Source organism: Halosaccharopolyspora lacisalsi, from assembly GCF_014137975.1.
GTDB classification, from domain to species: domain Bacteria; phylum Actinomycetota; class Actinomycetes; order Mycobacteriales; family Pseudonocardiaceae; genus Halosaccharopolyspora; species Halosaccharopolyspora lacisalsi.
In genome coordinates this window covers 45,305-59,271 of record NZ_JACGWZ010000009.1, presented here as the reverse complement: position 1 = coordinate 59,271, position 13,967 = coordinate 45,305, and the positions used below count along the sequence as shown (strand labels likewise).

Below are 13,967 nucleotides of genomic sequence, written 5' to 3'. Positions count from 1 at the left end.
CGCGCTGGGCAGCTACCAACACAGCCGGAGGTCAGCCTTGTTCGCTTCCTGGGGATCGCTCACCCACCGACATCGCCTTCCGGTGGTGATCGTGCTGCTGCTCGCCGTCGTCGGCGGCGGTGCGTGGGGACTCGGCGTCTTCGACAAGGTGAGCCAGGGCGGTTACGAGGCTCCCGGCAGTGAAGCCGCGCAGGCCCAGGAGGTCGCTTCGGAGGCCCTCGGCTCGTCGGGCGGCGACCTGGTGGTCATCTACGGCGCTCCGCAGGGCGGGACCGTCGACGACCCGGCGGTGGCCTCCAGGATCGAGCGGACGCTGGGAGACCTGCCGCCCGGCGCCGTCACCGACGTCACGTCCTACTGGCGGACGCCGGCGCCGCAGCTGACCAACTCCGACCACACCAGCGGACTGGCCACGATCACCCTCGCCGGTTCGGATCTCGGCGCCAAGACCGACTCCTACGAGCGGATCGAGGGCCGGTTCCAGGTCCGGGGCGTGGAAACCGACGTCGCGGGTCAGATCCCGGTGCAGCAGTCCATGACCCAGCACACCACCAACGACCTCGCCATGGCCGAGGCCGTCTCGCTGCCGGTCGTGCTGGTGCTGCTGGTGATCATCTTCGGTGGTGTGGTCGCCGCGTCGCTGCCCGTGCTCGTCGGTGGCCTGGCCGTGTTCGGCTCGCTCGGCCTGCTGCACCTGATCTCGTTGTTCGCCGAGGTCAACGTCTTCGCGGTCAACGTGGCCAGCCTGCTCGGACTCGGACTGGCCATCGACTACGGCCTGTTCATCGTGGGCCGGTTCCGCGAGGAACTCGCCGCCGGAGCGTCCACCGGTGAGGCTGTGCGTCGCTCGGTGGCCACGGCCGGTCGCACCGTGGCGTTCTCCGCGACCCTGCTGGTGGTAGCCCTCGGCGGGCTGCTGCTGTTCCCGCAGAGCTTCCTGCGGTCGCTGGCCTTCGGCGGCATGTCGGCGGTGGCGCTGGCGGCCGTGATCTCGCTGACCCTGTTGCCGGCGATCCTGGGGATGCTGGGCCACCGCGTCGACAAGCTCGCCGTGCCGTGGCGCGGGAAGCGTTCCGGTTCCGCTTCCGGCGAGGGGCGGGGCTGGCGCCGGTTCGCCGACGGCGTGATGAAGCGTCCGCTGCTGACGGCGGTGCCGATCGTCGCCGTGCTCCTGCTGCTCGGCTCCCCGTTCCTGAACACCCAGTTCGGCGCCCCCGACGAGCGGATCCTGCCCGAGAACGACCCGGCGCGGCAGGCGATCGAGACGCTGCAGACCGAGTTCCCCGGCATGAGCAGCGACGCCGTCCAGGTGGTGCTGCAGGGGCACGGCTCGGCCCCGCCCGCACCCGCCGTCCAGCGGTTCGCCGCCGAGGTCGGTCAGGTGCCGGGGATCGACACCGCCAGGTCCAGCGGTGCCGGTGGTGACGTCGTCGTGCTCAACGCGTCGCTGACCACCGGACCCTACACCGACCAGGCCAACCAGGCGGTCACCGACGTCCGGGGTCTGACGCCCCCGGGCGGCAGCGAGATGCTGGTCGGTGGGCCGACCGCGCTGAACCTGGACAGCTTGCGGGCCACCGCCGACCAGCTGCCGTGGGTGGCCGCCCTGCTGATCGGCGCGACGCTGGTGCTGATGTTCCTGGCCTTCGGCTCGGTGCTGCTGCCGATCAAGGCGGTGGTGATGAGCGCGCTGAGCCTGTCGGCCACCTTCGGCGTGCTGAGCTGGATCTTCGTGCAGGGCTACGGTGCCGACCTGATCAACGTGACCCCGGCGCCGGTGTCGGTCGGCATCATCGTGCTCATGGCCTCGGTGGTGTTCGGGCTCTCCACCGACTACGAGGTCTTCCTGCTGTCGCGGATGGTGGAGGCGCGCGCGGGAGGTGCTTCCACCGAGGAGGCGGTCCGCACCGGCCTGGTCCGCACGGGACGGATGATCACGGCCGCCGCGTTGCTGCTGATCGTGGTCACCGGCGCGTTCTCGTTCTCCAGCGTCACGATCATGCGGCTGGTCGGCGTCGGCATGATCGTCGCGCTGGCGCTGGACGCGACCGTGGTGCGAATGATTCTGGTGCCCGCGGTGTTGAAGCTGATGGGTCGCGCCGCGTGGTGGGCGCCGGGACCGCTGAAGCGGTTGCAACAGCGGGTCGGGGTCGGCGAGGCCGAGGAGTCGTCCTCGCGGCGCGAGCACGAAACGGCCTCATAGCCGAGAGCGGAGAGATTCATGGGAGAGCAGCAAGCCGACGCGGTGACCGTCTACACCCGGCCGGGATGTCCGTTCTGCACCTCGCTGCGGGCCGGGCTCAAGCGCAGGGGCCTGGAGTTCACCGAGGTCGACATCTGGCAGGACCAGCAGGCCGCCGCCACGGTCCGGTCGCTGGCCGAGGGCAACGAGACCGTGCCGACCGTCGTGATCGGCGAGTGGTCGGCGGTGAACCCGGCGGCGGAGCAGGTCGTGGCGGCCGTGGGCGAGCACGCTCCGGGGGCGCTGCCCGAGCACCGGCCGGGGCCGGTCGAGGGGACGCTCAACGCCCTGGGCCTGCGCAAGGGCCAGTAGGGGTTCTTCGGAAGTGGGAGAGCCGTGAGTCCTTCGGTTTTTTCGGATTCCGAAGGACTCACGGCTGGTCGGAGCGGCCGTACGGGGGGCGTTACGGCCGGTTCCGACCGGTTGCGTTCGTCGGTGGCGCGTACCGACGAGCGGCAACCACCTATTTTGACGCCCACCGACGCGGGAACGATGCGCCCCACCCGGAAAATACGCCCGAACGGGGGCATCGATTTCGCTCAGAATCACCGGATCCGGTGACATCGCGGCGGAGAGCGGGGAGGCACGGCCGAACCGGTTACCTGCTAGGTCGTCTCGCCAACACACGGCGTGCACAGTGGGCGCCCGCCGTCGAAAGCACGAACCCCGCCAGCAGCAGGGCCGCGTCGCGCGCCCTTCCGCCGGGTGCCGCACCGGAGAGGGCGCCTCCGTCGAGCCGCAGTACTTTTGGGAGCACCACCACCGTTCCCCGCGCCGAGGCGGCCCCGTCCGCCGAAGCGGTCGGAGACCGGCGGGGCTCGGCATAGCTGGTATCGACGGGTTCCCCGCGCACCAGGTCGGGGCCACGGGCCGTGCTGTCCTGCGAGGACGGTTTACCGCCGAGGCGGTCGAGCTCCGCACCGATGTCGGCGCACATCGTGGCGATCCGCGCGATCGAGGAGGACGAGTCGTGGTCGAGTGTCTGATTCGATCGTGTTGTCATGGGCCCAAGAGTGCTGGTCGCCGGGGGGTCACCGGATCCGTACGCCTACTCAACTGGTTACTCATGAGTAATGGCCGGATCGCGTCGTTCGACGGACGTAGAATCCCTCTGCCCCGGGGCTTTCGTGCCGCGCGGTTGAGCAGGGTCGCGACGGAATTACCTACCATCCTCGCAGGTGAACACGGAGAGAGGTATGGTCTAGACCATGTCGAGTATTAGTGGTGTCGGAGTGAGTACCGGACGTGCCGCCGGACCTCTCGTCCGCGTGGCCGAACCCCTTCCCGAACCTCCCTCCACACCCGCTCCCGTCAGTCCCGAGGCCGAGTCGGGACTCATTCGTCCGGCCGCGGAGGACGTCGCCGGTCGGCTGTCGGCCCGCGCGGCCGAGGTCGAGGGCGACGCGAAGGCCGTCCTGGAGACCACGGCCGCGATGGCGGTGGACCCGGCGCTGATCTCCCAGGCCGAGCAACTGGTCACCACTCGTTCGCTGCCCGCGCCCCGCGCCGTCCAGGAGGCCGCCAACGGTTTCGCCGACGCGCTGCGCGAGGCGGGCGGTTACCTCGCCGAGCGGGTCCGCGACGTGCACGACGTGCGGGACCGGATCATCGCTTCGCTGATCGGTGTCGACGCCCCCGGCGTCCCCGGACTCGACCGGCCCGCCGTGTTGCTCGCCCGCGACCTCGCTCCCGCCGACACCGCCGACCTGGATCCGGCCCTGGTGCTCGCGCTGGTCACCGAGGAAGGCGGGCCGACCAGCCACACCGCGATCCTGGCGCGTTCGCTGGGAATCCCGGCCGTGGTCGCCGCGCGCGGAGTGCTCGCCGCCGACAGCGCCGTGGGGGCCGTGGTCGACGGGGACGCGGGCACCGTCGACCTGTCCGACCAGCCTGTGCCCGTCGAGGCCGTCGACCGCGTGGCGGGCGAGGAGTGGGACGGAACGGCGGCCACGGCCGACGGTCACGCCGTCAAGGTCCTCGCCAACGTCGGCTCGGTGACCGACGCGCAGGGGGCGGTCGAGGCCGGCGCCCAGGGAGTCGGCCTGTTCCGCACCGAGTTCTGCTACCTCGCCGCCGCCGAGGAACCCGACGTGAGCACCCAGCGCCGGGCGTACGCCGAGGTGCTGACGCCCTTCGCGGGGCAGCCCGTCGTGGTGCGCACCCTGGACGCGGGCGCGGACAAGCCACTGTCCTTTCTCGAACCGGGTACGGAGCCGAACCCCGCGCTGGGGGTGCGTGGGCTGCGCGTCTCCTTCGAGCAGCCGGGTGTGCTCGACCGGCAGTTGGAGGCGATCGCCGCGGCCGCCGCCGACTCCGGGGCCGAGGTCTCGGTGATGGCCCCCATGGTGGCCACCGCAGCGGAGGCGCGGTGGTTCGCCGAGCGGGCCCGTGCGGCCGGTGTCGACCGCGCCGGGGTGATGATCGAGGTTCCCGCCGCCGCGTTGAGCGCACCGGAGATCCTGGAGGCGGTCGACTTCGTCAGCATCGGCACCAACGACCTCGCCCAGTACGTCTTCGCGGCCGATCGGATGCTGGGGGCGCTGGCCGAGCTCAACGATCCCTGGCAGCCCGCCCTGCTGCGGCTGATCGACGCGGTCGGTCGGGCCGGCCGGGACCTCGACAAGTCGGTGGGCGTGTGCGGGGAGGCCGCCGCCGACCCGCTGCTGGCTCGCGTGCTCGTCGGGCTCGGCGTTGGCAGCCTGTCGATGGTCGCGGCGGCGGTGCCCGCCGTGGGATCCGCGCTGGCGGGTCATCCACTGAGTACTTACCGCCGGGCCGCGGAAGCGGCGCTGGCCGCGGCGGGTCCGGTGGACGCGCGCCGGGCGGCCCGTGCCGTCCTGGAGTGAGGTGCACCCGATCGGGTGAGTTTCGCCCGCTTTCGCGCGAAACCGGGAAAGTCCGCTTTCGCGCGAAACCGGGTAGCCCTACTGGGCAGAGTGCACCGTCATGGGCGTGGTGCACGGTGTCGCTGGGGACACGGTCCGCGCGAACCCGTGGCCTTTCCGCCTTGCCTCGCCTTGCTCCGCTTCACTTCTCGGAGTCGTCGCCGTCGAGGCCGTGCTCGATGGCGTAGCGAGCGAGTTCGACGCGGTTGTGCAGCTGTAGCTTGCGCAGGGTGGACTGAACGTGGTTCTCGACCGTGCGGTGCGAAATCACCAGTTTGTTGGCGATCTGCCGTGCGGTGAGTCCCTTGGCGACCTGCTGGAGCACGTTGGTCTCCTGCGGCGTCAGCGTCGGGGCCCGTGAGCCGGAGTCCGGGGCGACGGCCATCCGGCGGTACTCACCCAGCACCAGCCCGGCCAGGCCGGGGGTGAACACGGCGTCGCCCATGGCCGTGCGCCGGATCGCGTCCACCAGTTCCTCCGCGGAGGCGGACTTGACCAGGTAGCCGGACGCACCCGCCTTGACCGCCTCCAGCACGTCGCTGTGCTCCCCGCTGGCCGACAGCACCAGGACGCGAGTGCCCGAGACCTCCTGGGTGATCTGCCGGGACGCCTCGACCCCGGAAGTGTCGCCGAGGTTGAGGTCCATCAGCACCACGTCGGGCCGCACCGTCCGCGCGATGCGTAGCGCGGCCTCCGCGTCCCCGGCCGTGGCGGCCATCTCGAACCCGCGCTCCTGCAGGTCCCTGGCCACTCCGTCGCGCCACATCGGATGGTCGTCGACCACCATCACCGAGACGTCGATCATCGACTCACTCCTCCACGGTGCCCACTGCCGTGCTGCCGGTCGGAGGACTCCGGTCGAGGGACCCGCAGCTCCCACTCGGTGCCCTCGCCGGGCGCGGTTTCCAGGGTGGCGGTGCCACCCAACCCCTCGACCCGACCCCGGATGGACTGGGCCACGCCCATCCGGCCCTGCGACTCGGCCACGGCCAACCTGCCTTCGGGAATGCCCTCTCCATCGTCCCTGATGCTGATCACGACCTCTTCGGTGAGATCCTCCAACAGCACCCACACCCGCGCTTCGTCCCCCGCGTGTCGATCGGCGTTCTCCAACGCCTCTCGTACCGTCGAGAACAGGTCCGAGGCCGTCGCGACTGGTAGTGGGACCGGTGTGGCGGGGACCGAGATCTGGACCCTGGCGGTGCTCAGCGCCTGCAACCGGGCGGCGAGATCCTGGCCACCGTCCTCGTCCGGTTCCGGGGGGCTCGACGCGATCAGCGCGCGCAGCGTGACCTCCTGCTCACCGGCGAGGCGGGCGAGGTCGGCCGCCTCGCCGCCCATTTCCGCGCCGCGCTTGCGCACCCGCGCGAGTACCTGCAACACGCTGTCGTGGATGGACCGGGCCAGCCGCTCCCGTTCGGCCGTGGCGGCTTCCGCGCGCAGTGCCTTGCTCAGCCGCTCGGTGGAGCGGACAGCCGTGTCCGATGCGAGACCGAGCAGCAGCCCGGTACCGACGTGCAGCACCGTGTCCATGGCCATGTTGGAGTCGATGAGACCGCGCATCAGGAGGTTGCCCACCGCGGCCACCACACCGCAGATCCCGCCACCGAGCATTCCCCACTGCACGGCGGCCGAGGTGACCATCGATCCCTGCCAGATCGTGACCACCGTGGGCAGCCCGGCCTTGAGTTGATCGTCGGTCATGACGAGGGCGCAGATCGCGAACAGCGCCGTGACCACGACCTGGTCGGCCAGCACCAACCTGTTCGTCCGTCCGGAACGGTGTCGGTAACGATGGATCGTGAAAGCGGTCCACAGTGCCATGACCACGAGTACGGCCGTTCCCAGCAACGGGTACGCGTAATCGTCCACCAGGATCGTGAACCAGATCAGCGCGTAGCAGAGCATGACGACGCGCATGACGTTGTGCGCGCGCCACAGTGGTGACCGGCCGTCCGGTGGATGCGTCGAAGGTTGTAACGTTTGGTCACTGGTCGTGTTTCGAGAGTCCACTCGCTCGCCGGTCGTTCGCTGATTGGCCACAACTGCTCCTTCCCCCGGCGGTCATCCTGCCGTACGAGAGCGGAGGAGCAACCCTTGGCGCCGAATCGGATTCACGATTGTTGGTGACAGGGAGCGTTCGAAGCGCGATCGTACGGGTGGAGCTCCACTCCGGTGTCGTCAGTGCGAGGCTCCTCCCGGGAGGTGTGAAGGGCACATGGGGGATTGGTCGCTGTGGAAACTGCGTCCACCCGCGCTGGTCTACGTGCTGGCGGTGCAGTCCGTCGCCCTGATCGTGGTGACGTTGGTCATCGCGACCACGTCGCCACCGAGCATGGGCGCGCTGCGGCTGTTCGCCATGATCGCGATCACGGCCGGTGTGGTGATCGTGGCCACCTCGTTGTCGATCCACCTGCGCAAGGAGATCCGGCGCAACCCGTGGACGCTCCACATTGCCTACCTGGCGGCGGGAATACTGACGCTGCCGCCGAACATGCTCGTGCTGTTGCTGCTCGGCCCCGCGCTGCACGGGGTGCTCGACAATCGTCCCGAGCTGTACCGCTGGATGTTCACCACGGCCGCGACCACCCTGGCGGTCTTCGCGGCGCGCTGGGTGATCGGCTGGCAGCACCCGTCCTGGAACCCGGTGCTGCTCGTGCTGAGCGCGACGGTGCTGCTGCTGGCGCGGGCCTTCGTGATCGCGGTCGGACTCCGGTTGCGCAGCCCGGACGCCTCTCGCCGGGGAGTGCTGGGCGAGCCGATCGACGTCCTGCTGGGCATCGTGGCGGCGAGCCTGGGTGGCCTGCTGGCGATGGCGGTGGACGCGTACCCCGCCTCGGCGCTGTTGGCGGTGCCGCCGCTGGCGCTGCTGGACCTGGCCGGTCAGCTGCCGCAGTGGCGCCGCTCCGCGCAGCGCGACGGCAAGACCGGGCTGGCCAACGCGATGCACTGGGAGCGGCGCGCTCGTGCGGAACTGGTGCGCGTCGGAAACCGGGGGCATCCCGCCGCCGTGCTGCTGCTCGACCTCGACCACTTCAAGCGGGTCAACGACGAGATCGGCCATCTCGCCGGGGACGCGGTGCTGGCCGCCGTGGCGCTGATGCTGCGCGGCAGCGTGCGCAAGGAGGACGTGGTGGGGCGCTTCGGCGGTGAGGAGTTCGTGGTGCTGCTTCCCGGGGCCGACACCGAGGTCGCTCGTGCGGTCGCGCAGCGCGTTCGGGCGGCGACCGCCTCGCTGTCCGTGCCGGCGCAGGACGTCCACGGCCGCCCGTGCGAGCTCGACGACGTGACCGTGAGCATCGGGGTGGCGACCTCGGTGCGGTTCGGTTACGAGTTGCCGGATCTGCTGGTGGCCGCCGACGCGGCGCTGTTGGCCGCCAAGTCCGGTGGTCGCAACGCCGTCACGATGGCGTAGGAGGTCCCGCGGAGCGGGTCCGAGCGGGTCACTCCTCGACGGTGCCGGTCTCGGCGGGTTCCTCCTTCGCGGGGAGGGAGTCGCGTGGCCGTAGCGAGGACACCGCGTCGGCGTCGTCCTCCCCGGCGGCCAGCGATCGGATCGCGGCGTTCAGCACGGCCAGCAGCGGCACCGCCAGCAGGGCTCCGGCGATCCCGGCGACGACCACGCCGGCACTGATCGCCAGCACGACCGCCAGCGGGTGCAGCTTGACCGCGCGCCCGATCACCAGGGGTTGCAGCACGTTGCCTTCGATCTGCTGCACGCCGAGGACCACCGCGAGCACCAGCAGCCCCGTGATCGGCCCCTTGGTGACGAGTGCGACGAGGACAGCCACGGCCCCGGAGGCGATGGCACCGACGATCGGGACGAAGGCGGAGAGGAACACCAGCGCCGCCAGCGGCACCGCCAGCGGCACTCCCAGCACCGCCAGACCGATGCCGATGCCCAGCGCGTCCCCCACTGCGACGAGACCGGTGCCGCGAATGTAGCCGGACAGCGAGGCGAACCCCCGCATTCCCGCCGCGTCGATCCGATCGCGAGAGGAAGCGGGCAGCATGCGCAGCAGGAACTTCCAGATGCGGCGCCCGTCGTGCAGGAAGAAGATCAGCGTGAACAGCATGAGCGCCAGGCCGGTCAGGAAGGTGCCCAAGGAACTGGCCGTGGCCAACGCCCCCGAGGTCAACCACGCTCGGTTTCCCTTCAACCACTCCTGGATCTGGAGCACGTACTCGTCGAGCTGTTGCTGGTTCAGGGGAAGCGGGCCGTTGAGCAGCCACTGGTGGATGTTGTCGATACTGCGCACGATCTGGGTCTGCATGTCGGGCAGTCCCGCGATGAAGGCGTTGATCACGAACGTGAGCAGTCCGCCCAGCGCCGCCAACCCGCCCACGAGCACGATCGCCGTGGCCAGCGAGCGCGGGACCCGCAGCCGGTGCAGCGCGGAGACCGCGGGGGCGAGCAGCGCGGCCAGCAGCAGGGCGATGGCGACCGGAACCACCACGATGAAGAGTCTGCCCACGACCACACCGAGCACGTACAGCAGGCCGAGCACCAGCAGCACGCGCCAGCTCACCGCGGCCGACAGCCGCAGGGCGGGAGGGATGCGGGCGGCGTCTTCCGAACCGATGTTCCTGGGGTCGCTCACGCCCGCCACCGTAGCGGGAGATCGTCATCTCGTGGGGCGGAGATCCGCGACGTCGTCGTCAGGACACGAACTCGTCACTCTCCGAACATGCAACGATGGCTGGTCACACGATGTGGCGATATTGCCGTGGAGAAGCTGCGCCGGCGGTGGATCTTTTGGCAGAGTTCCGTTCGGTAGCGCGAAGATCACGGTCGGTTTCGGTTGAGCACGTCGGTCGAGCCCGCCGATCACGGTCCATGTACCCGATACCAGGAGGCTCGCGAAGCCCATGTCCGGAACCGAGCGGAGCACGGAATCCGGCCGCCTGCGGCGGCTGCTGAACCGTGCTCTGGTCTTCACCGGCACCGCGGTGGCGGGAACCTCGGCGGTGTGGTTGCTCGGAGCCGGTATCGCGACGGCGGAGACCACGTCGTTCGGCGAGGAGGACCAGCCCGTCGACGTGGCCGAGATGGTCGAGACGTCCTCGCGCGGTCCCGTCGACCCCGTGGAGGAGTCGGGGCAGGACGGGTCGAACTCGTCCGGCCCGGCGACGCTCGATCCGACCGAGCTCGACGCGACGAGGATCCTCACCCGGGTCGAGAGGGTGACGGACGAGATCGCTTCCACCCCCGAGCGGGACTCCGGTGCGGTGACCGCGCCGGTGAGCGACTCCGTGCACGAGCTCGTCCGGCAGGCTCGACCGGTGCTCGAACCGGTCGATGAGGTGACCCGACCGGTGCTCGAACCGGCCGGGGAGGTGACCGGCGAGGTCCTCGAACCGGTCCGGAAGGTGACCGAGAGCGTCGGCACCGGACTCGAACCCGTCGAGCAGTCACTGGACCCCCTCGTCCCCGACGTTTCCGAGACGCTGCCGATCGTCGCCCCGGACCGGAACGCCGACTGCCCGGAGCACGCGCCGAACGAGAACGCGCAGGTGCTTCCGGATCACCGGGACGCTTCGCCGATGCCTCGTACGGACCCCGCGCCCGTGCCGGCCTCGCAATCGATCGGCACCACCGAGAGCCGGCCGACTCCGTCCCCGGACACCGTCGGTGTTCGGGACGGTGCCGACGTTCCCCCGGAACCCCGGCCGCTGCCGTGGTGGCAACCGCTGGTTCCGATGCCCGCACCACTCTCGTCCGGGTGCGGAGGTGCCACCGGTGACAGCGGTGGCTCGAACGGTGGTGTGGGCCTCTGCTGGCTGTTCGGTGCGGCGCTGCTCTCCGAAACTCGTGGCAGCACCACCACGCGCCGCACCACCCCCGCGCTGACCGGTGGGCCGAAGCCGCAACCCGGTACGAACCCGGACTGACCCCCTCGTGTGGCGGTGATCCGCTGCGCGCTCGCGACTCGTCCGAGTCCGGCCGCCTTCCCACGATCCCGCCCAAGCCGTGTGACACGACGCGTCGACCGCGCTCCACGGCGAACGGCCGAGCCGGCGTGGTGTCCACAAGACGTTCCGACGCACCTCTCCTCGCATCCCGCGAAAACACCCCGAAGGAGAAATTTTCGATGCAGACTTGGGCAAAGCGCGGTGTTCGGGCCGCCCTGGTTACCGGCGGCATGTTGGCCGCGGGAAGCGGCGTGGCCTCGGCGTCCGAGGACTGTCCGGACCGCCCGGCCCCACCGCTGGGGGAAACGACGTTTCCCCAGGGCGCCGACGTCCTCGACGACGGCACCCCGCGCCGCAACGGTCTGTGCTTCGCCGGTGAGCTGTTCCCGACGGACACGCCGCGGAACAACCCGGCCCCCGGCAAGCACACTGTCGCCGCGCTGACCGGACCCATCGACCCGGTCACCGAAGTGATCCCCGTCGTCGATGACGTGCTGACCCAGGAGATCCCGCGAGTTCCCGAGCAGCCCACCACCGGCCGGCACCGCTCGACGGATCCCGAGACGACGGAGATCCCCGTCATCGACCCGGAGCCGACCACGGAACGCGCCCCGCGGCCGGATCCCTCCGAGACCACGTCCGGTCCGCCGGCCTCGAGCGGGCGGCACGCGCTCGAGGCCGAGTCCGGGAGTCCGGCGGAGGGGTTTCACCGCTCGTCGAACTCGTCGGACGCCATTGGCGACGTGGTCCACGACACTCGCGGCGCCATCGTCGTTCCCACGATCCGTGATCACGAAGCTCCGCTCGTGGTTCCGGCTGTCGACCCCGCCACCGTCGATGGGTTCGCCGCCGAGTCCACGCAGAGCATCGTCGAGCTCTGGAAGTCCAGCCTCGGCAAGACCGTCCCCGCTCCGGCCGGGGAGCCTCTCCTCTCCCCGCGGACCGTGGACCTCACCTCGGCCGGGCTGCCGGCCAAGAAGCTGCACACCGTCCCCCGGGAGCTGCTCGACTCGGCCGTGTCGACCGTTCCGGCCGCGCGCCGGGAGGCCCAGGAGTTCCTCCCCCTGCACGTTCCCGGTGACATGCAGCACCAGGTCACCGAGATCCCGAACCCGTCGGAGGCCGCGGAGCTCGTCGTCGCTCCGGCTCCGCGCGCCGAGGAGTCCGAACCGAGCCGCATCACCCAGGTCCTGCGGGGAGAGCTGCTGCCCGAGCCGCGGGCCGACGAGCCCGCGGCGGCACCGGCGTTCTCGACGGCGCCCGAGCTCTCCGAGGTCGTGGTGTTCACGGCGGACGAGCTCGCCGTCGCGTTGCCCGAGCGCGACGAGGTCGCCCGCAACCCCTTCCGCCGGTCCACCCGCACCGCTCCCACGGGTGGGATGTCCCTGCCGGTCGTCGACGACGGCGGTGCGCTCCCGACCGTCACCGTCGCACAGGGCGAGACCCTGGCCTCCGTGTTCGGAAACCCGGTGACGGAGCAGCTGAGGGCCGGGGCGCTGCTGCGGGACGTGGCCGGCAGGGCCTGACCGCGCACGCGCGCTCCCCGAGCGGCACGAGCCGCTTCGAGGAGGCGTGAAGGGCCAGCGGACGAGCTCGGGCCGGGAAGTCGTGGACTTCCCGGCCCGAGCTTTTCGCGCGGTACGCGCGGTTACACGGTGGCGTGCTCGTCGGAGGAGTTTCGCGCCGGTGCCTCGTGGCGCGCACGCCACCAGGCGTGCGCGTTGTAGAGCAGGTAAGCCGCGCCGAAGTACACGTAGGCGTTGCCGATGAAGTGCTCGAAGGCGTTCCAGGTCAGTTCCAGCCCCTCGCCCTGGGGGACGTGCCAGTGCGGCCCCAGCGCGAAGAACTCGGCTACCAGCACCGTGGCCAGCATCAGCGGCCAGTTCCTGTTCCGCCACGCGCTCCCGCCCAGCAGCACCAGGGCCGGTACCGCCCACACCCAGTGGTGCGACCAGGAGATCGGCGAGACCAGGAGGCCGAGGACGGCATTGGTCGCCAGCGCCGTCGGCAAGTCTCGTCGGCGCAGCGCGTGCAGCATCCCCAGCACCGCCAGTACCAGCAGTGCCACGACGAGCAGACCGAAGATCACCGTCTGCCACGGCTCGGGAACCTGCATCCGGCTCAGCAGGGCGCGCACCGACTGGTTGCCCGCGTACATGGACGCGTCGCCCTGGAACTTCGGGCCGAAGGAGACACCGCTGGTGGAGAACACCTCGTGGAGCCAGAAGCGCTTGGCGGCGTCGAAGGCCAGCACCACACCGAGCAGCATCGTGCCCAGGAACGTCACGATCGAGGTCACGATGGTGCGGTAGTCCCTGCGCAGCAGGAACAGCAGCAGGAACGCCGCAGGGGTGAGCTTCAGCCCGGCGGCCAGCCCGATCAGCAGGCCACGCGGGTAGGGCAGCTTCCTGGGCCCGTCCACCCGCCACAGGCAGTCGACGGCGACCAGCGCCATGAGCACCACGTTGATCTGGGCGTAGGTGATGGTCTCCTTCACCGGTTCGGTAACGGTGGCCAGCGGCAGCAGGGCCGCCGTCACCAGTAGCGCCGAATGGCGGTGGGATCGCAGGAACGTCGACGCCCGCAGCACCACGTAGAGCGTGGCCAACAGACACAGATGGGTGACGACCATGATCATGGCGATCGCCACCGGCTTGGGCACCACGGCCAGTGGGGTGAACACGATCGCCGCGAAGGGCGGGTAGATGAAGGGCAGTCGCAGCCCGGAGTCGGTGGGCGGCAGGTGTTGGTAGATGTCGTGACCGGACAACCACGCCTGCGCACCGAGTTGGTACACCTCGCCGTCGATGTGGGCGTGCGGATCGATGGCCGAGACCATGACGACCGCGATCAACTCGCACATTCCGATCACAGCGAGTAATTTTCGGTGTTCACGGATTCGTTGACCCAGGGATCGCTGGGGCTCG

General features: G+C 70.3%; 11 protein-coding genes. 6 read left to right on the top strand and 5 right to left on the bottom strand.

The genetic code is table 11. From position 1 onward, the window contains the following. The first annotated feature begins 82 nt into the window (after window positions 1–82). A complete protein-coding gene (locus tag FHX42_RS24630; protein WP_328796723.1) occupies window positions 83–2,203 on the top strand; it encodes an MMPL family transporter in 2,121 nt (706 codons plus the stop codon). Between the two features lie 18 nt (window positions 2,204–2,221). Next, window positions 2,222–2,554: a glutaredoxin family protein gene (locus tag FHX42_RS24625; protein ID WP_182546857.1), complete on the top strand. Its 333-nt coding sequence runs from the start codon at window positions 2,222–2,224 to the stop codon at window positions 2,552–2,554. Window positions 2,555–2,840: 286 nt separating this feature from the next. On the opposite strand, the gene FHX42_RS24620 is transcribed toward FHX42_RS24625, so the two are convergent. Beyond that, entirely contained in the window at window positions 2,841–3,245 is a 405-nt protein-coding gene (locus FHX42_RS24620; protein ID WP_182546856.1) for a hypothetical protein, read from the bottom strand. A gap of 205 nt (window positions 3,246–3,450) precedes the next feature. On the opposite strand from FHX42_RS24620, the gene FHX42_RS24615 reads away from it, so the two are divergent. Further along, window positions 3,451–5,088 carry a phosphoenolpyruvate--protein phosphotransferase gene (locus FHX42_RS24615; RefSeq protein ID WP_182546855.1) on the top strand — a complete coding sequence of 546 codons (1,638 nt, stop codon included), beginning with the start codon at window positions 3,451–3,453 and terminating at the stop codon, window positions 5,086–5,088. 181 nt (window positions 5,089–5,269) lie between these two features. On the opposite strand, the gene FHX42_RS24610 is transcribed toward FHX42_RS24615, so the two are convergent. Together FHX42_RS24610 and macS are read right to left on the bottom strand one after the other, a co-directional pair. Further along, window positions 5,270–5,932: a response regulator gene (locus FHX42_RS24610; RefSeq protein WP_182546854.1), complete on the bottom strand. Its 663-nt coding sequence runs from the start codon at window positions 5,930–5,932 to the stop codon at window positions 5,270–5,272. After that, window positions 5,929–7,140 (bottom strand): MacS family sensor histidine kinase, encoded by a 1,212-nt coding sequence (gene macS / locus FHX42_RS24605; RefSeq protein WP_328796732.1) that lies wholly within the window; start codon window positions 7,138–7,140, stop codon window positions 5,929–5,931. The genes FHX42_RS24610 and macS overlap by 4 nt, the downstream gene beginning before the upstream one ends. Before the next feature lie 205 nt (window positions 7,141–7,345). On the opposite strand from macS, the gene FHX42_RS24600 reads away from it, so the two are divergent. Next, window positions 7,346–8,542: a GGDEF domain-containing protein gene (locus tag FHX42_RS24600; protein WP_182546852.1), complete on the top strand. Its 1,197-nt coding sequence runs from the start codon at window positions 7,346–7,348 to the stop codon at window positions 8,540–8,542. Between the two features lie 28 nt (window positions 8,543–8,570). Here FHX42_RS24600 and FHX42_RS24595 read toward each other — a convergent pair whose 3' ends face one another. Beyond that, a complete protein-coding gene (locus tag FHX42_RS24595) occupies window positions 8,571–9,728 on the bottom strand; it encodes an AI-2E family transporter (RefSeq protein WP_182546851.1) in 1,158 nt (385 codons plus the stop codon). 268 nt (window positions 9,729–9,996) lie between these two features. Between FHX42_RS24595 and FHX42_RS24590 the strand changes: the two genes are divergently transcribed. Together FHX42_RS24590 and FHX42_RS24585 are read left to right on the top strand one after the other, a co-directional pair. After that, window positions 9,997–11,019 (top strand): hypothetical protein, encoded by a 1,023-nt coding sequence (locus FHX42_RS24590; RefSeq protein ID WP_182546850.1) that lies wholly within the window; start codon window positions 9,997–9,999, stop codon window positions 11,017–11,019. Window positions 11,020–11,219: 200 nt separating this feature from the next. Beyond that, window positions 11,220–12,566: a hypothetical protein gene (locus FHX42_RS24585; RefSeq protein ID WP_182546849.1), complete on the top strand. Its 1,347-nt coding sequence runs from the start codon at window positions 11,220–11,222 to the stop codon at window positions 12,564–12,566. A gap of 122 nt (window positions 12,567–12,688) precedes the next feature. On the opposite strand, the gene FHX42_RS24580 is transcribed toward FHX42_RS24585, so the two are convergent. Further along, the gene (locus FHX42_RS24580; RefSeq protein WP_182546906.1) at window positions 12,689–13,903 is read right to left on the bottom strand and encodes a glycosyltransferase 87 family protein; all 1,215 of its coding nucleotides are present in this window, start codon (window positions 13,901–13,903) and stop codon (window positions 12,689–12,691) included. Window positions 13,904–13,967 lie beyond the last annotated feature (64 nt).

Coding starts and splice junctions, on each gene's coding strand:
- FHX42_RS24625 (WP_182546857.1), top strand. CDS start 2,222: ATGGGAGAGCAGCAAGCCGACGCGGTGACCGTCTACACCCGGCCGGGA.
- FHX42_RS24620 (WP_182546856.1), bottom strand. CDS start 3,245: ATGACAACACGATCGAATCAGACACTCGACCACGACTCGTCCTCCTCG.
- FHX42_RS24615 (WP_182546855.1), top strand. CDS start 3,451: ATGTCGAGTATTAGTGGTGTCGGAGTGAGTACCGGACGTGCCGCCGGA.
- FHX42_RS24610 (WP_182546854.1), bottom strand. CDS start 5,932: ATGATCGACGTCTCGGTGATGGTGGTCGACGACCATCCGATGTGGCGC.
- FHX42_RS24600 (WP_182546852.1), top strand. CDS start 7,346: ATGGGGGATTGGTCGCTGTGGAAACTGCGTCCACCCGCGCTGGTCTAC.
- FHX42_RS24590 (WP_182546850.1), top strand. CDS start 9,997: ATGTCCGGAACCGAGCGGAGCACGGAATCCGGCCGCCTGCGGCGGCTG.
- FHX42_RS24585 (WP_182546849.1), top strand. CDS start 11,220: ATGCAGACTTGGGCAAAGCGCGGTGTTCGGGCCGCCCTGGTTACCGGC.
- FHX42_RS24580 (WP_182546906.1), bottom strand. CDS start 13,903: ATGTGCGAGTTGATCGCGGTCGTCATGGTCTCGGCCATCGATCCGCAC.